This is a genomic window from Pandoraea sp. XJJ-1, assembly GCF_026802345.1.
Lineage (GTDB): Bacteria > Pseudomonadota > Gammaproteobacteria > Burkholderiales > Burkholderiaceae > Pandoraea > Pandoraea cepalis.
Map to the genome: position 1 here is coordinate 2,516,539 of NZ_CP113827.1, position 20,602 is coordinate 2,537,140.

The following is a 20,602-nucleotide window of genomic DNA, read 5'->3' on the forward strand; positions in this document are numbered from 1 at the left end:
CATGCCGATTTTCCCGACCCCGTGGCCCCCATCACCGCGATAACCTTCGCGGTGTTCTGGCTTCCGTCTTTCTTGGTTTCTTCCGTCATGCCGCCCTCAATCTTCCGCCGTGATCCTCGACCGGCGCCGCCTGAGGCGCGGCCGGTGCTTCCCTGTACTCCGTGACGCTCGCGCCGTGCTCGCCCGCCTCAATCGTTCGTTCGGCGTCACATTTCGCTTTCCATGCCCGGTGCGCAAGCCAGTGCGCCAGCGCCAGCGGCCCGAGCACCATCACGAACGCGATTTCCTCGCCAAAGCGCGCCCCCAATCCGCCCAGCGTGACGCCATACTTTTTCATCAGCGCTGACCCCGTACTGGCGATTGCGCCGATTGCCTCGTCCGTATACACGTCGGGCAGATACGGCCACATCGGCGCCGCCGCGTCCCGAGCGAATTTCAGCAGGTCTGCCAGTTGCTCGGCCTCGTCGGGCGGTGGCTTTTCCCCCGGCATCGGCGCGTCGCGTTCCGCCTCCCACATGGCTTCGTTGGCATGCGCCAGCCGTTCCCAGTAGTCGACCTCTGTCACTTCCCCCATACGCCGAAGCCCTCCCCGCCCGTTTGCTCCGGTAACGTATGTACGGCTGTTTCCCCTGTTACACCCGTACATACGTTACGTTCGGCGCCGATGAATTTGTCTCGCATCAGTTCGTCCGCCTCGTCTCCCCGCGCGAAAATCTGCACCCCGCACTCGCCGTGCGTGATCGACACGCGGCCCGTTTTCATCACCGACCACCGCGCCCGATCACTGCCGCAGATCGGGCAGAGGCAGGCTTTGGCCCCCGCCGCCGCCGTCATGGTCAGACCCCGGCCACGGCCGCGTCCGTCGTCGCCGGTTGCGGCGCTTCGGTCGTGGCGCTCGACACCGGTTCAACGATCACGGCGGATGCCGCCGCCGGTGCCGGTGCCGCCTGCGATGCGATCACGGCCTCGCCCGCCTCGACGCGCGCCACCACCGCCCGCAACTCATCGAGCACCGGCGCCACCAGCAGATGCACGGCATCCGACACGGCGTGCGCGACTTCGGTCGCCACGTCGTCGCCAGCGGCCGACGCCTGCGCGATGGCGGGCGTCGCGCCCTGCGTTGCGGCCGCGTTCATGGCCGCAACGATGTGCATGGACAGGTCGTTCTTGATTTCCGCGAACAGGTTTTCGCCCGTGTCGCGCAGGTGCGGCGCCAATTCCTCGATACGGCCCATCAGATTCTTCAGTGCGTCAAACATGGTCATTTCCTCGTTGATCGGGACGATTTGTAGTGACCGCCTGGCCGTCCCGTCGGGCCAGATGGTCGATCATGTCGAGCAGGGCGGCAAAGAACGCGCCGCCCTGGCTCCGGACGATCAGGGGCAGCGCCTTTGCTTCGGCGTGCACCTTGTCGAGCTTTTGTTGCGTGATGTAGTCCATTTTTCCCCGCTATGTCGGCATCCATTCGGGCGCCTTTTCGGATGGTGAAAACCCCTCCCTCCCGATTTCACCATGCGGAAAGGCGGGCGCCGTTCCTTCTTGGCCCCGCGTACAGTTATTGACACGAGTCCGAGTGCTCGCGGCTTCGCCGCTGCGCGAAACCACCCGCCATTCATAGCGCGTGGCCGGAACAAACACCTGCCCCGCCTTGACGTAATCACAGATACCGTCCTGCACGCGCCACTCACCCGCCGCTTCGACGCCGCGCGGCACATTCACCAGCGACAGGCCATATCGGCCCTCTCGCATTTCCTGCGTGTAGCGAATGCGGATCGCCCTGCCCTCGCCTGCGACGCCGCCCATCGCGCGGCAGTACTCCGCCCAATCGGCGCGATGCTCATCGCTCTTTTGCACGGCGTGCCACGCGGCGACGATGGCCGGTGCTTCCTGTTCGGTCGGCAGGTCTTCCGCCTTGACGCGTCTCAGCTCACGCCACACGCCGACCGGTGCCCCGCCGAACTGCTGAAACTGACGAATGCCCCACTGCGCCGCCCACGTCTCGACGCGCTGTGACGGCACGATTTCCTCGTCGCCCAGCAGATCGGCCACGACGGCGAAACCCTCATCGGTCTTGTGCGTTCCGACGTGCGCGCCGTCGATGTTCTTGGCGATGTACTTGGCGATGTAGCCGACGGCCGATCCGCGCGCCTTGTCGATCACCTCGAAGCGCACGCGGCGCTCTTGCGCGCCTGGCTCGTCGGGGGCGTCCTTGAGCGCGTGCGCGCGCATCACGCCGCACACGTCGCTCACGCGACTCGTGAAAATCAGGCCGTGCCAGTGCGGGCACCCGTCGTGGTGCGGCTCCGCGACGCGCATTCCGAAATAGGTAATTCCCATGCGGGCCAGCTTCGAGCGGATCAGCTTCCAGACTTCGCGCAAGTAGCGCTGCGCCTCGCGCGGCGACAGGCTTTCGTCATATTTCGGGTTCGCGCGGAACTTCGCGCCGCCGACGTGCTTGGCCGCGTGAAAGCGTGACGGGCACGTCAGTGTGAACATCACGCCGCCCATGCCGGCCGCGTCTGCCAAGTCCTCGCAGCCGCGAAGGCGCGTCATCAATTCGCCGCGCCGAAGCACCTTGTTCGCCATGCCCACGGCCGCGAGTTGTTCGAGCGTGAATTGCTGGCCGTTCTCGTTCTCCAACACCACCGCCGCGAGCGTGGCCGCGTTGCGCCGGTTCTGCGCGATGCGACGGCGTACCGCCTCGTTGCTGGCGTAGGGTTCCGCGCCGTAGTGGACATAGCCCAGGCGAATGTTGGAGTGCTCAAGCGCGCGAATGTGGAGCGTGCGAAGGCGACGCCTCCACCAGCGCTCGCAGCGCACGCGCGCCACTTGATCGGCCGGCTTATCGAAGGCGGGCATCGTCACGCCGCGCGTGCTGCATTCGTGCTGGCAGACGACGAGGGCGTCGGCCGACGACAGGCCATGTGTGCGCAATTGCACGTCGATGGCGATACGCCGCGCGACCGCGCAGATTTCGGCGTCGGTGGCGTCCGGTCGCACCGGCAGGGATTCGGGGGCGTGCTCGTCAAGAAAGGCGCGCACGGCCGTCTCAGCGGCCGATGTATCCCACAGGTGCGAGGCGCTCGCCTTCGCAGCGCTCGCGCGCCCCGCCTTGTGCGCCGTATCGGCCGCGCGCTTGAGCCACTTGGCCGGCAAGCGCTTCGCGGCCGCTCCCATCACAGGAGAGGCCGCCAGCACTTCCGCCGCGTCGCGTGCGTAGACCCACATATCAGGCGAACGACCGCGTGCGGGCTTGCGCCGCGTTGCGGGCCCTGCGGCCCTTGAGCAGTTTGTAGATGCCAGCGAGCGCGGCATCGGCAAGCGCCATCGTGCGCTCGCCTGAAAGGTCGGGTAACTGCGCCGGACAGTGCGACAGGTGCGCCGCGCCTCGCTCGCTACCGGGTACGAAATCGACTTCCTCGGTGTAGGCCATGTCACTCTCCCCCGATGCGGCGGGTCGTGACACTGCGTTTGACCACTACGACGAATTCTTGCCCGCAGCCATGCTCCACCACGTTTTTTGAGTCCTTGAATTCTTTGATGAGGTTGCACTTCGTCACGAAGGTCGAAACCGCCTGCGAACTAACAACGTTCGGACTCCCGCAATGCGGGCACCTGACTTTCTCCACGAGATGGTCGTGAAACATGGTCAGACCCCCACGAAGCGAAGCACCCGAGCCACCAGCGCGCGAACGCCGCGCCGCTTGGTGTACGGGCCGTCGAGTGTGTACCCGCCGAGTGCGTTGCGATGAATGCGGGCTTTTTGTAACGAAGTGTTGTTCATGCCGAATCCCCTTTTCCCCAAACCCTACCGTTTTCACATCGTGAAACATGCCCCGCCGTGCTAGGTGGTCTCCTCGCGCCAGCCGGGGTTTGGGATTGATCAGCCGGTGGCGGGGCACTGGATCGGAGAATAGTCACGCCCCTTGAAATAGTCAAGCACCATGAAGTATCACGGCCCATGATATTTGCATGTTCATGACTATTGCACTACCCTTCAAACCGGATTGATTTACAAGGGGATTGGTATGAAAACGACTGTCGATTTTCTCGACGCGGTGAAGATCCGCCGCGACCTACCGTCTGACTACGCCTTGGCGAAACTGCTTTGCATTCGCCCGTCAGCCATCAGCAACTACCGCGCAGGCCGCAGCCATTTCGATGAAGAAATCGCCGTGCGCGTGGCCGAAATTCTCGAAATCGACCCGATGGAAGTTATCGCGAGCGCGAACTATGAGCGTGCCAAGACCGATACCGGTCGGGCACTTTGGGCGGGGCTTTTGGAAAAGATTTCCGAGGGTTTTCGCACGCTCGTGCCACTCGCTAACGCCCGTGGAGCTTGCCTCCGCTGGGTGTAGCACGAGCTTAAGTTAGCGTTTTACTCCTTGTACATTATGCGAATCAATGGTACCAAAACAACGTGTTGCGCCATTGCCGGTTTTCCCTATGAAAACGAGCAACACTTCACGTATCATTTGGCACCATTTTGTGATTGCATAAATGCCGTATCTGCATCTGTCCCATCCGTCTGTTCCTCGCGCACTCAGAGTTCCAACACTTGTTGATGCTCACGGCGTACCACGCTACTGGGCCAACGTCTGGTCCACTATGTGCCTCGGCCATCTGGCTGACTCCACCAAGACAGCAAAACTTCGTCAGCTTGAAACGCTGTACAGACACGCAGATCGAGTGCTCGGGCCGAGTGGCCTCGATAACGCGCTGTCGCGCCAAGATCACACCGTACTCGCTGACACTCTTGAGTCATGGTTTGTCTCGATTCGAAATCGAGCGCCTGGAAGCAGATCCGATGAACTGCGATGGAATACCGGACTAGCGTTCGTCACGAACATCTCCGCTTGGCTTACCAAAGCCACAAACGCACCCAGCGACGAACGTTCACGCGCTGCTCGGATTCACCGGCTGGGAACACTCTATAGCCAACTGCACGTAGCGAAGAGTTTTTCTTCCGATGCGGTGCGCTCGTTGCCTGCAAACGTTGTTCAGGCACTTTACGAGCTGCTTGATCCCACGTCTTCGATCAATCCGTTCAAGCACCCCTCAACGCGATGGCGACTTTACTTGGCGTTCACGCTTATGTTGCATCAAGGCTTGCGCCGCGGTGAATTGTTGATCTTGCCCGTGGATTGCGTGAAATCTGGGGTCGACCATCGCACCCAAAACCGCCGCTACTGGATCAACGTGCAGCAGCACGAATATGACGACGATGGCGACGCCTTCGACCCGAGATATTCACGACCAAGCGTAAAGACGGCCAGCTCGATCCGACAGATTCCGGTCAGCACCACCATGGCCCGCTTGGTACAGACGTACACCGACAACTACCGCGGACGGCCCGATCACCCGTACCTGATCAACTCGTACAAAGATCGTCCGCTGGCGACAGAGTCGCTGACCAAAGCTTTCCGCACGATCTCGGCAGCACTTCCGGAGCTGGCTGCCAGCGAGCTTTTTGATAGATGTAATAAGACATCGGTTACGCCACATGACTTGCGGCACACGTGCGCCGTCGTCCGCCTAAATCAGCTAATCAGCGCGGGGGACTCCATGGACGAAGCCCTTCAAAAAATGCGTACTTTCTTCGGATGGTCTCGCACGTCAACGATGCCTTCTCGTTACGCACGGGCCGTCTTTGAAGACCGGCTCGCCGGCGTTTGGAATGACAGTTTCGATGACCGCGTCGCACTGATCCGAGCAATTCCTCGGGCGGAGTGAAATGAATCAGTTGCACTTGTTCGGCGCCATTTCGTCAGCGGACGAAATGAAAGTACGCCCGCAGATCGCATCCTTCCTAAAATGCGCCCCTGCCCTTCCCCCTGTGATCCGCTATTACGACGAATTTGACGACGTTACTCGTTCAATAGATGCCCCGCAGTCGGCGAGAGTCTTCCGAGTGCATGCTTACGGGACTTCCGTTGATTACACTTTCGATCATTTGCCGACCGATTGCGCGGCACTTGTGAAGCAAGCATTTCTCTTCGTACTGGGCTTAGGTCGACATGTTGCTACGGCTCGTAAGACCTTTGACGGCGCAAAGCTACTCAGCCCATTGGATGTCGAGCGGATCATTGCAGCGGGGCCGTTGGAGATATCCCAAGAGTGGGTCACACTGCGCGCCCGTGAGCTCCCGTTGAGCGCCTATATTTACGTCAAAACGATACTCCGTATGCTATGTACACTGCGGTTCAACGGTTGGTCCCCTGACCACGAGGGGCTGCTATACACCGGACTTCCCAATCCAACGGTGGTGGCAGATGCAGCCGTTCGTTCTGGCCAGGTATTCCTGACGATTGAGCAAGAATCTCACCTGGTTCGCCATTTGGACAGGATTGCAGCTCAGTTGGACTCTTTGTCACAACCAGATGACCTCGCAGTTGAGGACGCAGGACTTCTGCTCTGCTCGTACCAATTCGCCATGCGTCCCATCCAGATTGCGTCGGTAAAGATGAGCAACTGTCGCATCTGGAGCGATCTGCCCGACGCGGCACCGTCCGTGCATATCACGTTCCACATGGCCAAGCAACGCTCCGTAACTGCTCGACATCCGCTTACGAGACGTGTGAAGCGCGAGTGGGGAGTCATCATACGGGCCCTCCACGAGAAGCGGACTCGTCGGAAAGGAGCGACAGCCGCTGATCGTTTATTCGACGTTGATTCCGCCCGGGAGGTCGGCCTTCGCCTGTCCAAACTCACGGCAGAGCTTTTGGGAGTCGAATCAGTAGGAACCGCAACTGACTTGCGCCATAGTGCGGCGCAACGTCTCGTCGATGCCGGAGCCAATCACGAGGAACTCGCCGAATTCATGGGACACAGCCGTACAGATACCGGTCTGATTTACTACGATGTGTCGCCCACACACGCCGAACGGGTCAACCGAGCATTAGGCGTGTCCGATGTCTATCAGCGCGTCGCGCGCATTGCGCATGATCGCTTTATCTCGGCGGACGAACTGGCGCAGCTCAAGGAAGAGCAACAGATCGCTGCCGTACCTCACGGAATCCCGATCGCCGGGATCGGCGGATGCAGCAGTGGGCAACCAACATGCAGATTCAATCCCGTCATGGCGTGTTACGGCTGCCAGAAGTTTCTGCCCCTGTATGACAGGACGACGCACGAGAGTGTCTTGGCCTCAATGCGAGAGATCGTGGTGTTTTTTGAGAAGAGCTCGAAGGGTGACGTCAACTCGCCGGCGTACCTTCAACTGCGGAGGACCATTAGCGATGTCCAAGTGGTCATCGACGAGCTTTCTGAGGATGACAAATGACCCCGCAGTTTGAGGCATATGTTGCTCTTGGGAAACGATTGATCCTAGAAAAAGGGATCAACTGGGACTTCAAGTTGGATGACCGCGGGAAGGCAACAAATGGAATTGGCTGGTCGCTATCCCTAATGGCAGGCGAGGTCCCGCCTCCCGCCTTCTACCTGCGCGATTTTTCCGTTGAGCCAAAGGCGCTGGCCATCTATGCCGAGAAATTTGGTCGCTCGGAAGAGCTGAAAGCTGAGTTTCGTCCGCTATCTATCGCCTGGCAGAACCTTATCAAGGCAGCAGTTGCCGAACAGCTATTCTTCAAGCGAAACACCGCGCCTCACATCGCGCAGCAAGTCGCTCGCCCGCTGCGCGTGCTCGCAACATGTACGACGGCTGCGCCTTGGGCCCTCACTGTGGACGATTTCCGATCTGCGATGGCAGTCGCGAGCGAAATCCAAAAGAGTGGACAATTGAGCGACCGGATTGTCGGGCTCGCGCGCACGTTGTTTGACACGCATCACTTGCTACAAGTGGGTCCTATCTACGCGCTGTTGGGTGAAAAGCGACTCATCACTGGTCCGTCAAAAATCGCACGTCACACATGGTCCGAAGCCCAGTTGCGCGACGACCTAACTGAAAGAAAACGGGCTGAGCGCCTGCCCGAAAAGCGAGCGTTCTGGGAACTTGTTCGCATCGTCACGACGGAAAAGCCTCAAACGTTCGTGGATGCCCTACGGTTCGCTGCCTTGCAGACCATGATCGTGTCTGGCATGCGGATCTCCGAGGTGGCGTTGCTACCTGCAGATTGCCTTAAGGAGCGGGACTATTTCGACAGAAACGGCAGACCTGCCGCAGAGGCCGGTGGAATCTCAAAAGCAATGTTCCTCCGGCACTTCGCGGAAAAGCAACATGATGAACACTCGGACAGCCGACTGCTTATTGAACGACTTCAGCCCGTCCCCGCCATGTTTGAGACGACACTCAGACAGACGTTGGAACGCGTCCGCGCAATGACAGCCCCGCTCAGGCACACGCTACGTCTGCAATGCGAGACGGGGCGAGTTCTCCCATGGTACGGTCTCAACGACCTCGTTCCTGTCCGGGAGTTGTATCCCCACTTGACTGGAAATCCGTTCTTCCTAGACGTCGAACAAGCGCCATATTTCGAGCGCTATAGATGTGCGTTCGATCCGGCAGTATTCGATGAAATCCATGCCGACCAGCTTGCAGCTCCAATCGACACTCGATTGAATATGGCCTTGTACATATTCGGCAATCGATTGAAGGCATTGATGAGCAGCGGCAAAACCGCCATGCGATTTCGATATGCGGATGGCTCCCCCATCTCCGTTGGCACCCGTATGAGCTGGCCCCAAGTCTATTTGCATGTCGGTGAGCTTGAGGCACACCTTCGCTTGCACACCCCGACAAAGCTATCCGACACGTCCGCATTTCCCATTGAGTATGGGACTTTGCAACCCTGGGAGTTCATGTTTTTGCATCCAAAGCGATCAGTGGCCGAAGAGCGAAATGAAGGTATCTGTGACATATCAAGATATTTGGGCGTAAATCGACCCGACTCAATGCTCATCCAGCACGCACTCGACCATCATCCGAGCACCCCCAACCTGTTCGAAAAGTACGGTGAAACAGCTAACGATCGGGCGCTGAAGCTCACCTCCCATTCCTTGCGTCACCTGCAAAATACTGAACTGTTCCGCCTTGGCGTTGCAGACACCATCATCTCGAAGCGCTACAACCGCAAAAGCGTTGCACAGAGCTATGAGTACGACCATCGCAGTCTCGCAGAGGACCTCGATCAAATTGAGATCCCGGAAGACATTGAATTCCGCTTAGGCGAAAAGACGGCCACCGTGGCGCGCCTTATTGCGTCCGATAAGATTCGTGGGCCGATTGTGGACTCGTTCCGCCGCCTCCAGGCGTCCGAAGGAGATGCCGCCGCGTTCGACTACCTGAAAATCGAAGCCGATGGATTTCACGCGACGCCTTACGGCTACTGCATGAACTCGTTCACGGTAGACCCCTGCCCCAATCACCTTGAGTGTTTCAACGATTGCCGCCACTTATCAGCGACAGGGCTTCCGGAACACCGGCAGAACCTGATTGGCTTAGATCATAAGCTTCAAGCGGCCCTTGATGCGATCCGCGCTAGACCGTCAAAGAGCGTTGGGAGGGCGAATCAGCTTCAGCATGCCGAATCCCGGCTAAACGCTGTTCGGAAATTGCTCGACACACCGACAGGTCACCATCCCTTCCCTGACGGGCAGGACCGCTCTAAGCCCCGCTCGTCCGGAGTCCTCGATGAATAACAATGCAGCAGAAGCCAAAACAGCAGACGAACAACTTCGCGACGTGCTTGAGCGGCTTTTAGAAGATGACGAAGACATCACTGCACGTGCTGCTGCACGCTGCCACCCCACCATTAACTCGGCGTCATCGATGACGCGCAACGAAGCGCGGCGGACGCTGATTGCTGAATATCAAGCACGGCAGTCCGAACTCCGCCGTTGGCGCGGAGCCACCGTCCATCGAACAAACGCTGCAACGGCGAAGTTGCTTGCAGAAAAGGACCGTCGAATAATGGAACTCGAGGCTCAGGTACAGCTTCTTACGAGTTCACATCTGGCGGTAATTCGTACCGTCGGTGGACCGGCCAGAGTTTCATAGACACTCACGAGCCGTTTGGCGCGTAGCGCCGTTCAAACTCAATCGGTGAAAGATCGCCGGCGGAGCCATGCCGACGAACCGAGTTATAAAACATTTCGATGTAATCGAACAAGTCCGAGGTGGCGGTTGCCCGACTCGGGTAGATACGTCGTTTGATCCGCTCCTTTTTCAGGGCGCTGAAGAAGCTCTCGGCCACAGCGTTATCGTGGCAATTACCGCGACGACTCATGCTCGGTACCATGTGGTGCGCCTTCAGGAATGACTGCCAGTCATCGCTGGTGAACTGACTGCCCTGATCCGAATGCACCATGACACCGGGTCCGGGCTTTCGTTTCCAGACCGCCGCCAACAGTGCTTGTAAAACCAGATCGCTGGTCATCGTCGAGCGCGCAGCCCAGCCGACGATCTGGCGTGAGTACAGGTCCATCACGGCCGCCAGATATAGCCAGCCTTCGTAGGTCCGGATGTACGTGATGTCCGTCACCCAGACCCGGTTCGGGGCAGTCGGTGTGAACTCGCGGTTTAGCACGTTGGCAACCACGCCGACGGGGCCGCCGCGATAACGTGGCTTGCTGCCGTAGCCCACCTCAGCCCGCAGACCCTCGCCCTTCATGAGCCGATGGACACGGTGACGGCTGCACGTCTCGCCTGACTCACGTAGATCCACTGTAATCTTGCGATAGCCATAGACGCCACCACTGGCCAACCAGGAGTGCTTGATCAGACCAAGCAATCGATCATCCTCGCGCTTGCGAGCGCTGACCGCCTGACGCTGCCACACGTAATAGCCGCTGCGATGCACGCCAAGTATCCGGCACATCGACTTCAGACAGAACTCGCCGATATGGGATCGCATGAATGCGTACCTTGCCGTTACCCCTTTGCAAAGTACGCGGCGGCTTTTTTTAGAATGTCGCGCTCCTCGGTCACGCGCTTAAGCTCGGCCTTCAGTCGCCGAACCTCGGCGCTTTGATCCAACTCTGTCTGCCGCACGATATCGGGCTGGCCGAACTTCAGCTTCCACGCATACAGACTGTGTGTCGTGATGCCCAGTCGCTGTGCCACATCCCTCACCGAATGACCGCGCTCGGTCACTTGTTTAACTGCCTCGATCTTGAACTCATCCGTATACCGCTTGCCACTCATACTGACCTCCTCGGTTGCCATAAATTATGGCTCGAAGATGTCTACGAAAGGCTGGCCGGTCCAGACCGACAGCCTCCAAGAGCGTTGTTTTTCCAACGTTACCACCACCGAGCAGTACGTTGAGGCGGGCTCCTGGACGCCAGATCAACTCTCGGATCCCTCGAAAGCGCTGGACGTGAAGTCGCTTGATCTCCGCTGGCACTCGAATCTCCAAATCGATGAAATTATCAACGGCGGCTCACTAGAAGTACGATAATAGCTGATCGCTCGCCATCCAAGCCTCCTGCCCTAGACGCCCCCATCCGACCAGCCCTGACCAAACGGCACAACCCCAGCGGGGCCGACTCCGACCATGACTACATGCATCTATTGCGGCAGCGCTGGCCCCTTCAGCGACGAGCATGTCATTCCCGCGGGGTTAGGTGGCGACGATCGCAGATTCATGTTGAAGGGAATCGTGTGCGAGTATTGCAACTGCAGAGTCTTCTCCCCACTCGAAGCCTCCCTGCTAAGAGCATCGCCAGTAGCCCTTGCCCGCCAATTTCTACAGAAAACGGGACGCCGTCGCGCGTCCGGTGCCAGCTCGCCAACCATGCAGGCGGAACAAATTTTGATGGTGACACGCGAGGGGAATCAGCTAGAGACCGAACTTGGCGAGTTTGGTCGAGCCGTTACTCTCGCCCAAATTCATCAGACCACGAATACGTCCTGCGACACTCACGCAAGAGACAAGCAACAGCTCACGACATTTCTCGGTGCGCTTCGTTCATGCCTGTTAGATACTGCAATCGTGCTCGAAAAGGCCACGTCTGGTGCGGGGCGCTATGTCCTTAGGACTTACGACGGTCGGTCCGGGGCGTACACCATAACCTCGACTCAAAACACCGATGTACGGCCCAAGAAATACATTTGGCTTTCGACAGTCGCGCGGATCGAGGAACCCAATGCACGATTGCCAATCGTGTTCTCTCGCCGCTCGGGCCAGGTTTCCATGAAGGTTCCGGACGGGTACCCCATCGACCAAGCTCTGACCTTCTTTAAAAAAGCGGCACATCAAATTGACGTCTCTGCTACGGTCTCGAACGATATCGAAAACCCCATCGTGCACGTTTCAAACGTGGCAATGGATATTTCGATCCAACCGCGCGTGCTAGCCAAGATCGGCATCAACCTTCTGGCGTTCGCGGTAGGTGCTGACTTTGTCAGGGACCGCCAGTTCGACGAGATAAAACGCTCTATCGTTCGGAATGATCCGCCTCTGTATCCGCGGTCGGCTGAGAGTCTTTCGAACGTGTTCGCGAAGGTCCCTGACACATGTCACGTATTTGCGCTGTTCGGACCAGATCTAGGCGCGCCAGCCGGGTACAACCCACTCGTGCTCGCTTCTCGTCTGTATGGTCACATGTTCGATCTCGTTCCGCTTTGTCTTTCAGCTCCGCCTGTGCCGGTCGGGTTGCCGCTCTACTTCACGGCAGACTACACGTCGCACCAGATCAAGCAGCTCACCTCCCGCGAGTTTGCTGCGATATATCCTCCGATCGGTCACCCGTTCTAACAGCACAGAACTTATCGGCCTAGCGAAAGTGAAGTCCGTTGTAAGCCTCCTCTCACCCACTCGACGCCCCAAAGCAACGGATTGATTTGAGGACGAAGCGATCGATAAACCGCCGTAACATCGCATGCCCGAGGTCTCCAACGGCATATTTCACCACGACACGCTCCCTGAAGTAGGCATTGCTCCATAAAGAACTATCGATTTCTGCCGAAATTGGAAATGTGGACGTGGAATCGGAGATGACATGCTTTCGCGAAAAGAAGTAATCGAGGCAGTTCAAATTTTGATTGCGGTTGCCTGGAAAGGGGTTCTGGCAATCGGGGCGACACTCGTTGTTCTGTACTGCGCATCCGAAGGTTTTTTGCCTGACGGATTCTCGCTGGGGGACGCGTTCCTGCTGGTCTACGTGAGTTTCGGATTCGGGGTGTTAGCGTTGGTTGGAATACTTTATGGTGCTATCGCAATGCTTTGGGTTGCGGGCACATTCAATTTCATAAGTAATCGCATAGCATCAAAGAAGGGAAAACCACGGACGCAACTGCATCGGTGGATTTCGGATCGATTCCTCATCTTCGGGGCGTCGCCCCTAGTCTTCATCGCGTTCAGCGTGGGGCTGTTCTTTATCGACGGCGCAAAAGACATGCGTCCGCGGGAGACCATCGGCTTTTTCTTGATCTGCGGATTTCTTACAATCGCAATTTTTGGTGTATCTCAGCGGGAAAGCGACGTCTCGGAAACGGCGTCCGCCCCAACGCCAGAGCAGGCCGCGAACCGGTACAAGCCCAAAATGAGACTAGCAATCTATGCAGCCCTCATACTGGTGCTAATGATTTCCGTAAAACCCGCCATGCTCAATTTCACGATGGCCAATTTAGGTGTTCGGTCATTGCCCAAAGATCTGGTAGTGGTAAATCAAACAACTCACGATCGTTTGATTCAACTGGCAAATCATAGCAAGATATCAATCCGGTTCTGCCCACTAGAGGGGTCTGGAGAATGGGCTAGTCGCGACATCCGTTCCGTTTGGGGCGGTGTGGGTAGTAAGTCATATTTGAGGTTGATGGACATCAACTCTGGGGGGGATCGATCGATCTTGGTACCCGTCGCCCGCGACAGTGTCGACGTCGTAAGAACTGAGCGCGTTGGATTCGTATGTGAATAAGGCAACGTGGCAGATCGCGTACAAATGCCCGCTGAGATCATTTTCTAAAGTTTCGGAAAAGGCCTCCCATAGCCGCTACATCGCCCGAGGATTCTTTAGCCTCTGTTGGGTTAGTGAAGCCTTCTCTCGGTACATGGTGAGCACCATACTCGGCGGCGGCAAGAGCAATCGGCGCGACCATGCGGTACCAACTGAGCATATCGCAATGACGTATGCAACAGGCTCCGGAACAGGAAATCCGCCGGAATTCAACCCTCACGCTTCAATCCCAACATCGAGGCTCTCCCGGGGGTTTTCCTTGATCTCGAATTGCGACTCCCGCTGAGCTTTCTGCGGCATGACCGTTGACATACACGCTACGTGGGACGTCCGTGATGGGCGTCCCGGACCTTCAATCGAAGAGCACTGGAGATATCGAATGCACTTTGTACTTGCGACATGAGCTATCGCTCCGCAGTATGCGGGCGTTCATCGCCCCCCAAAGCGCAGGAACGATAGGAAGCGCACACGCCTAACCCAAGTCGGAAGTCGATTGTGAGGGAGAAGATGCTGCAAAGCCAGTCGTGCCGCGTTGCCCCGCCCCCGGCTTCGTAATACTCTTGGTGCGGCTGCCCCCCATTGCAACAACACATTCAAGAACGCATGGCGCATTCTCGTCCCCCCCTTGATCTAGACTGGGCTTCAATTCGCCCCCTCAATGGCTCGAAGCAGGACGCCTTCGAAGAGCTCTGTACCCAGCTCGCTCGCGCATCCTGCCCAAACGAATCTCAATTCATTCGTAAAGGACGACCCGACTCGGGCGTGGAAGCGCATGCCGTACATGCTGACGGCACTGAGTGGGCATGGCAATCGAAGTATTTCGACTCCATGAAAAGCTCCCAATGGGCACAACTGGATGAGTCGGTCAAGACCGCGCTGTCTGGGCACCCAAACCTGACGCGCTTCGTCGTCTATGTACCATTGGATCTACCCGATGGGCGAACCGGACGCTCTAAGTCTGCACGACAGCACTGGAACGAGCGCGTTGCGAAGTGGCAAGGGTGGGCTGCTCGGGCTGGCATGTCCGTCGAGTTCATCTGGCAGGGCAGTCATGAGTTGATATCGGCTCTTGCCACCCCAGAACATGACGGCCTAGCCCACTTCTTCTTCGGCACACGGTATCTTGATGACGCTTGGTTCCATGCCCGACTGTCGGAAGCGCACAAGGCCGCTGGACCGCGGTACACACCAGAGCTGAACATCAAGCTAACCATCAACGGTTATTTCGACGCTCTCGGCCGCACCCACGAGTTTTACGACGGCGTCCGAGCAAAGGCACGACACATAAGTGAGCGGATGCGAAGTCATTCATTTGACTTGACCGACGATCCAAACTCGACCTTGACCAGCAAAATTCAGGCTGCCGAGTTGAAATGCAATCGCGTGTTGGAGGAGTTCAGGCTCCTTTCCGAGGATCCAATATGCCCAAATCCATTGGAGGCCCTCCAAGATTCACTTCGCGAAGCACTTCGATGCACCGGCGACCTTATGGCGGAGGCTCGCCGCCAACACGAGGGTGCGAAAGCTGGACCGGACAATGACGGGAACGGAGCCGCGACGCAACGAATTGACGACTACCGCTTATACGTACTTCGTGAGCTGTATTCAGATCTGAGTGATGTGCTTTCGCATGTTGACCAGTTCCGGACAGTTGCCTCCAGCAAGCTTGTTATTCTTACCGGCAATGCGGGCAGCGGGAAAACCCACCTGCTGTGTGACCTTGCGAAGCAAAGGCTTGCCAATGGCCGCCCGACCGTAGTTCTCATGGGGCAGCGTTTCCTAGAAACCACCGACCCGTGGATCCAGGCGTTGCAGCAACTTGATCTTGCCAACTGGAGTGCGAGCGACCTCGTCAAGGCATTAGAAGTCGTCGCTCAGCGTGCCAATAGCAGAGTCTTCGTCGTCATCGACGCGATTAACGAAGGGGTTGGGCGACAGCTCTGGCCAGCCCATTTGGTACCCTTCCTGGAGCGGCTCAATGCGTCGCCTTGGGTCTGCACAATAATTTCAGTGCGCAGCTCCTACGCCGAGGATCTTCTGCCAGAGAGTGCCAAGGAAGGTGCCATCGAACTGGAACACCGTGGTTTTGAGAGCATAGAGTTTGATGCCACCCGCGCGTTTTTTGAGCACTTCGGTATCGACTTGCCTTCGACCCCGCTATTGGCCCCCGAGTTCAGCAACCCGCTGTATCTTAAGACGCTATGCTTAGGGCTCGAGGCGTCCGGGCAGACCCGATTGCCGCGAGGCTTCCACGGTGTGGTCAAAGCATTCGACAATTATGTCGTAGGCGTAAACAAAAAAGCTGCCAGAGACCTTGACTATGATGTCCGTCGTAATCCCATTTCCGCTGCTCTAAAGGATGTCGCCAAGTGCATGGTGCAGAATTGCCGCACATGGCTAAGTCATGCTGACGCTGAGACCATTGTCAACTCGCATTTACCGGGCCGCGATTATTCTCGTTCACTGCTGGCCAAGCTATTCGGCGAAGGGTTGCTAATCGAAGAATGGACGTGGTCGGACGCAGAAAATGGATTCGTGACGGTTGTCCAAATCGCCTACGAACGACTGTCTGACTATCTCTGCGTAGAAAGTCTCCTCGATCTCCATCTAGATGCAAGCGATCCGACGACGACTTTTAAGCCTGGAGGCCCGCTGGATTTCGATACGCTTCATAGTACATGGCGCCGCCCTGGCTTCCATGAAGCACTTCACATCCTCGTCGCGGAGCGTACCGGCCGGGAACTGATAACCCTCATGCCGACGCTCGCCGAAGAGTATTTCACCCCACGCGTTTTCTTAAACAGTATTGTGTGGCGAGATCCTGCGTCCGTCACGCCCCATGCTGTCGCTTATCTGCGAACCCTAAAGGAGTCACATACCGAGGACATCATCGACACGCTCGTCACGCTGGCGACCATTCCCGAGCATCCGTTGAATGCCGACTTCACGGACGGTCTGCTTCGCGAGAACACCATGGCCGAGCGAGACGCCTGGTGGACGATTGGGCTGAACGGCCTGTGGGCGCGTCAGAGTGCGGTCGATCGCCTCATCCAGTGGGCGACTCGATTGTGGCCGCACACCGAGATCACCGATGAATGCGCCATGCTCACAGGAAGCATGATCGCTTGGCTGCTGCCCTCGTCGAACCGATTCCTTCGTGACCATTCCACCAAGGCGTTGGTCCGAGTTCTCACTTGGCGCCCACGTGTCATAGAACACTTGATTGGGCGCTTCTGTGAAGTCGACGATGCCTACGTCGCCGAACGCACTCTGGCGGCCGTATACGGCGCGGCGATGAGGACCCTGGATGCCGCAAGCGTCGGAACCATCGCGGATCAGATCCATGCCAAGGTATTTGGAGACGGCAGGCCCAGGCCGCACCTGCTATTCCGAGAGTACGCTCAGGGCACCATCAGAAGAGCTGCGTACTTGCGAAGCGAGCCGAGTTGCGCCTCGTGGTCCAATATTGATCCGCCGTACGCCAGCGATTGGCCCAAGATCCCGACAGAAAACGATATCGACGCTATTGTTCCTCGGTGGACCGCGGACACATCGGAGACCATCTCTTGGGGTCAACGTCGCATCCGAACGTCCGTCATGGACGACGACTTCGGCCGCTATGTGATCGGCACCAACTCGGGATCAACCAATTGGCTTTCGCTGCGGTTGGATGAGCCAAAATGGATGTCGCTCAATCTGCGAATTGAACACGCCACGTCGAAATTCTCCGATTTCGAACGCAAAGCATGGGAGCTGTTCCGGAGTGCTGTGAACGCCGTCAACCGAGAGAAACTCGGCTATCGCTTGACGACGCACCGCGCAACGACGGATAAGCAGGAGAGTGAGACCGCGAATTCGCCAAGCGAGGCGGAGCAAATACTGAACTTTGCTCGAAGCCTGCTTCTTAACAGTTTAGGAAAAAAAAGAGGCGCAATTGTATCGCCTCTCATGGAGGAAATCACCAACAACTCTTCGATGCGACTCCCGCCGAAGTTCGATCTGACGTTAGTACAGCGTTATATCGTGGGGCGCGTTTTCAGCCTAGGCTGGACCTCAGAACGCTTCGGACAGTTTGATCAAAACGTACGCACAGGCGATCGTCGTGCTGACAAACCAGAGCGTATTGGCAAGAAATACCAGTGGATCGCATATCACGAGATGCTTGCGTTCATGGCCGATCACTACCAATACATCTCTGAGACGACATCAAAAGAAGTTGGGGCATCCTACCGAGGCAGTTGGCAGGATAGAGTCCGCGACATTGATCCGTCGAACGTTATGCAAGCTCCGGTCCATGACGATGATAGGCCAGCCCCGGCAGCCGCGTTCTGGGCGCAGGCAGGCGTGCGTGAATGGCACGGTGACATTGCTGCCGCCGAGTGGTCTTATATTACTGACGACGTGCCTCAACCCGGGAGCGTTTTGTTCTGCAGCGACGAGACGTCCCAGAGCAACTGGGTAAATCTTCACACAGACATCAAGTGGATCATGCCGACGTCAAGCGAGAACGCGTTCGAGGATGGTCGCCGCGAGATATGGATGCACGTTGATGGCGCTTTAGTGAGTCGCGAAGACGTCAGTCGCCTGAAGAGAAAGGAAACCGCTCGCAAGATCCTTGACCGGGGAATACATGAAGGCGATCTCCACGAGATATTCCTTGGTGAAATCGGGTGGGCGGAGGCATCAGAATTTTTTGATGACCCGTACTACTCGCACTTAGGATGGGCAGGCGCTGTCGATCCTGGTGAAATCGCTACCATTGCCGTCTCCCAAGGATATGGTCGAGAGCGGGGAGGATTAGACTGCTCCGTGATGTCGGAAACGATCTCGCTGCGCGTGCCCACCGAAAAAATGCTTAAGTTACTGAACGCCGAGTGGAGCGGAGTCTCAGCAACTTATGTGAACAAAACGGGCACCGTCTTGGCATTTGATCCTGCGGCGAATGCGTCTGGCCCGTCTTCGTTCCTAGTCAGACAAGAGTGTTTGCAGGCAGTCCTGCAATCCCATGGCTTAGCCGTCTGTTGGATCATCCAAGGTGAAAAGGTTGATGCTGAAGGTGAGCCAAACTATCGCATCAATGCGCGCAGGTCGTTCCATGGTCTCTATGTGTGGGACGGCATGAAGCTCACCGGCAGTTATTCGTTCGGTGAAGCTGAATTATCCGACGAAGATTCCTGAATGACTCACAATGACTAAAGCGCCTGCTCAAAATGCCTCCTCGATGGTTATACAACAATAGGCGGTACTGAAGATTCCGCTGACCTGCCGCCCTCAGCGGCCGTCACCCGCAGATGATCGACGGCCCTCTCACAGCACGCTCCAACTTGACGTCTATGGATGCGTGACGCTGAAGGCAAGACTTCCCTGGGTCATCGCACTCGAATCAGCACAGGTCAGCCGCAAGTTCCGATGCCCCCACGTACGCAACGTCATGCACGAAATCAGCAGAGGTGACTCAAGCAGATGTTGCGTACAACGCCCGTTCTGAGCGCAACAACTTAGCCATGTTAGGCCGCGCAACGGCATTTCGGGCTATTCATCAAGAATTCGCAAAACATTCAAGGGAATGCTGTAGGCAACACATGAATTAGGTACTGACCTGCCCTGAAAATTTCGTACCAATCAAATCTAGAGATAATGGCTCCTCAGCTCAGACGAGGAGTTGGTATGAAGAAGAGCCGGTACAGTGACGAACAGATTGTGCGAATTCTGCGCGAGGCGGATCGAGATACGATCCCCGAGGTGGCCAAGCGCAATGGCGTGAGCGAAGCGTCGATATACGCTTGGCGCAAACGGTTCGGCGAGATGGTCAGCGATGACGTCAAACGACTCAAGACGCTTGAGGCCGAGAACGCGCGGTTAAAGAAAATGGTGGCCGAGCGCGATCTTGAGATTGAGGTCATGAGGGAGATCGGCGCAAAAAAGTGGTGAGCGCACAGGTTCGCTGTGAACAAGCCCGGTTCGCGATGGCGCGGGGTTTGAGTCAAAGGCGAGCGTGTGCGCTGATGCAGGTCAGCCGTTCGAGCTTGAGCTATGCATTGAAGATGCCAAGCAAGAATGCACCGGTGATCGAGGCTATGAGAACGTTGTCGGGACATCACCCGCGCTTCGGCTCTCGTCGCATCCGCGTGTTGCTGGAGCGCGAAGGCATCGTTGTCGGCCGCGACCGATGTGCCTCGCTCTGGGCCCGGGCGGGCCTGCAAGTGCCGAGGAAGCGACGTAGGCGCCGGGTTGCCGGCAGCCGTCCGAGACCTCATGCGCCAGCGGCTCGTAACTCGGTGTGGTGCTACGACTTCGTATTCGACGCCTGCGCAAACGGGCAGCAAGTCAAATGTCTGACCGTGGTCGACGAATATACGCGGGAATGCCTGGCGATCGATGTGGCGGGATCGATTCGCTCACGCCGAGTCATTGAAGTGCTAAGTCGGTTGATCAGCGTGCACGGAGCGCCCCGTTATCTTCGGTCGGACAATGGGCCGGAATTTGTCAGCACGGCGCTGTTGAAATGGGCGGTCCAGGAGCAGATCGAGACAGCGTTGATTGATCCGGGCAAGCCTTGGCAGAACGGCACCAACGAAAGCTTCAACGGAAAATTCCGTGATGAGTGTTTGGCGATGGAGTGGGGGGCATGCCAAGATAACGGCGAAATTCGCACATAACACCAAAAGTTATATTGACCTTTGTTTTTATGCGGCTTCTCCTCAGTTGAGCGTAATATTTTCTCGTACTGTCTTCGGATAGACTG

15 protein-coding genes and 1 pseudogene are annotated in these 20,602 nt (G+C 57.4%); 9 read left to right on the forward strand and 7 right to left on the reverse strand.

Translation table 11 applies throughout. From position 1 onward, the window contains the following. Nucleotides 1–85: 85 nt before the first annotated feature. The 6 genes from OYT13_RS11460 to OYT13_RS11485 form a co-directional block, all read right to left on the reverse strand. Nucleotides 86–574: a hypothetical protein gene (locus OYT13_RS11460; protein WP_268567767.1), complete on the reverse strand. Its 489-nt coding sequence runs from the start codon at nucleotides 572–574 to the stop codon at nucleotides 86–88. A 262-nt stretch (nucleotides 575–836) separates the two neighbouring features. Next, nucleotides 837–1,259: a hypothetical protein gene (locus OYT13_RS11465; RefSeq protein ID WP_268567768.1), complete on the reverse strand. Its 423-nt coding sequence runs from the start codon at nucleotides 1,257–1,259 to the stop codon at nucleotides 837–839. Beyond that, complete coding sequence (locus tag OYT13_RS11470; protein WP_268567769.1) at nucleotides 1,252–1,440, reverse strand: hypothetical protein; 189 nt, start codon at nucleotides 1,438–1,440, stop codon at nucleotides 1,252–1,254. The genes OYT13_RS11465 and OYT13_RS11470 overlap by 8 nt, the downstream gene beginning before the upstream one ends. A 9-nt stretch (nucleotides 1,441–1,449) precedes the next feature. Continuing rightward, entirely contained in the window at nucleotides 1,450–3,228 is a 1,779-nt protein-coding gene (locus OYT13_RS11475) for a replication endonuclease (protein WP_268567770.1), read from the reverse strand. A 1-nt stretch (nucleotide 3,229) separates the two neighbouring features. Then, nucleotides 3,230–3,433 (reverse strand): hypothetical protein, encoded by a 204-nt coding sequence (locus tag OYT13_RS11480; protein ID WP_268567771.1) that lies wholly within the window; start codon nucleotides 3,431–3,433, stop codon nucleotides 3,230–3,232. Between the two features lie 216 nt (nucleotides 3,434–3,649). Next, nucleotides 3,650–3,784, reverse strand: a complete 135-nt coding sequence (locus OYT13_RS11485) for a hypothetical protein (RefSeq protein WP_268567772.1) — start codon at nucleotides 3,782–3,784, stop codon at nucleotides 3,650–3,652. Nucleotides 3,785–4,028: 244 nt separating this feature from the next. Here OYT13_RS11485 and OYT13_RS11490 point away from each other — a divergent pair, with 244 nt between their 5' ends. The 5 genes from OYT13_RS11490 (at nucleotide 4,029) to OYT13_RS11510 (ending at nucleotide 9,955) form a co-directional block, all read left to right on the forward strand. Beyond that, on the forward strand, nucleotides 4,029–4,358 hold the full coding sequence (locus OYT13_RS11490) for a helix-turn-helix domain-containing protein (protein ID WP_268567773.1): 330 nt from the start codon (nucleotides 4,029–4,031) through the stop codon (nucleotides 4,356–4,358). A 142-nt stretch (nucleotides 4,359–4,500) separates the two neighbouring features. After that, on the forward strand, nucleotides 4,501–5,733 hold the full coding sequence (locus OYT13_RS11495; RefSeq protein ID WP_268567774.1) for a site-specific integrase: 1,233 nt from the start codon (nucleotides 4,501–4,503) through the stop codon (nucleotides 5,731–5,733). Between the two features lies 1 nt (nucleotide 5,734). Beyond that, nucleotides 5,735–7,282, forward strand: a complete 1,548-nt coding sequence (locus tag OYT13_RS11500) for a site-specific integrase (protein ID WP_268567775.1) — start codon at nucleotides 5,735–5,737, stop codon at nucleotides 7,280–7,282. Next, entirely contained in the window at nucleotides 7,279–9,597 is a 2,319-nt protein-coding gene (locus OYT13_RS11505) for a hypothetical protein (protein WP_268567776.1), read from the forward strand. Before OYT13_RS11500 ends, OYT13_RS11505 begins: the two co-directional genes overlap by 4 nt. Beyond that, nucleotides 9,590–9,955, forward strand: coding sequence for a hypothetical protein (locus tag OYT13_RS11510; protein ID WP_268567777.1), 366 nt, complete (start codon nucleotides 9,590–9,592; stop codon nucleotides 9,953–9,955). Before OYT13_RS11505 ends, OYT13_RS11510 begins: the two co-directional genes overlap by 8 nt. Nucleotides 9,956–9,959: 4 nt before the next feature. Here OYT13_RS11510 and OYT13_RS11515 read toward each other — a convergent pair. Continuing rightward, nucleotides 9,960–11,101, reverse strand: a protein-coding gene (locus OYT13_RS11515) for an IS3 family transposase (protein ID WP_181321408.1) whose coding sequence is annotated in 2 segments (ribosomal slippage) — nucleotides 9,960–10,864 and nucleotides 10,864–11,101 — 1,143 coding nt in all. Because the reading frame shifts where the segments join, the coding sequence is not laid out codon by codon here. 352 nt (nucleotides 11,102–11,453) lie between these two features. On the opposite strand from OYT13_RS11515, the gene OYT13_RS11520 reads away from it, so the two are divergent. From OYT13_RS11520 to OYT13_RS11535, 4 genes and pseudogenes are all read left to right on the forward strand, one after another. Then, complete coding sequence (locus OYT13_RS11520) at nucleotides 11,454–12,656, forward strand: hypothetical protein (RefSeq protein ID WP_268567778.1); 1,203 nt, start codon at nucleotides 11,454–11,456, stop codon at nucleotides 12,654–12,656. A gap of 244 nt (nucleotides 12,657–12,900) precedes the next feature. Next, nucleotides 12,901–13,818 carry a hypothetical protein gene (locus tag OYT13_RS11525; RefSeq protein WP_268567779.1) on the forward strand — a complete coding sequence of 306 codons (918 nt, stop codon included), beginning with the start codon at nucleotides 12,901–12,903 and terminating at the stop codon, nucleotides 13,816–13,818. 642 nt (nucleotides 13,819–14,460) lie between these two features. After that, a complete protein-coding gene (gene avs2, locus OYT13_RS11530) occupies nucleotides 14,461–19,035 on the forward strand; it encodes an AVAST type 2 anti-phage system protein Avs2 (RefSeq protein WP_268567780.1) in 4,575 nt (1,524 codons plus the stop codon). 489 nt (nucleotides 19,036–19,524) lie between these two features. Beyond that, nucleotides 19,525–20,507 (forward strand): annotated as a pseudogene (locus OYT13_RS11535) (IS3 family transposase); the annotation flags it as partial. Between the last annotated feature and the right edge of the window lie 95 nt (nucleotides 20,508–20,602).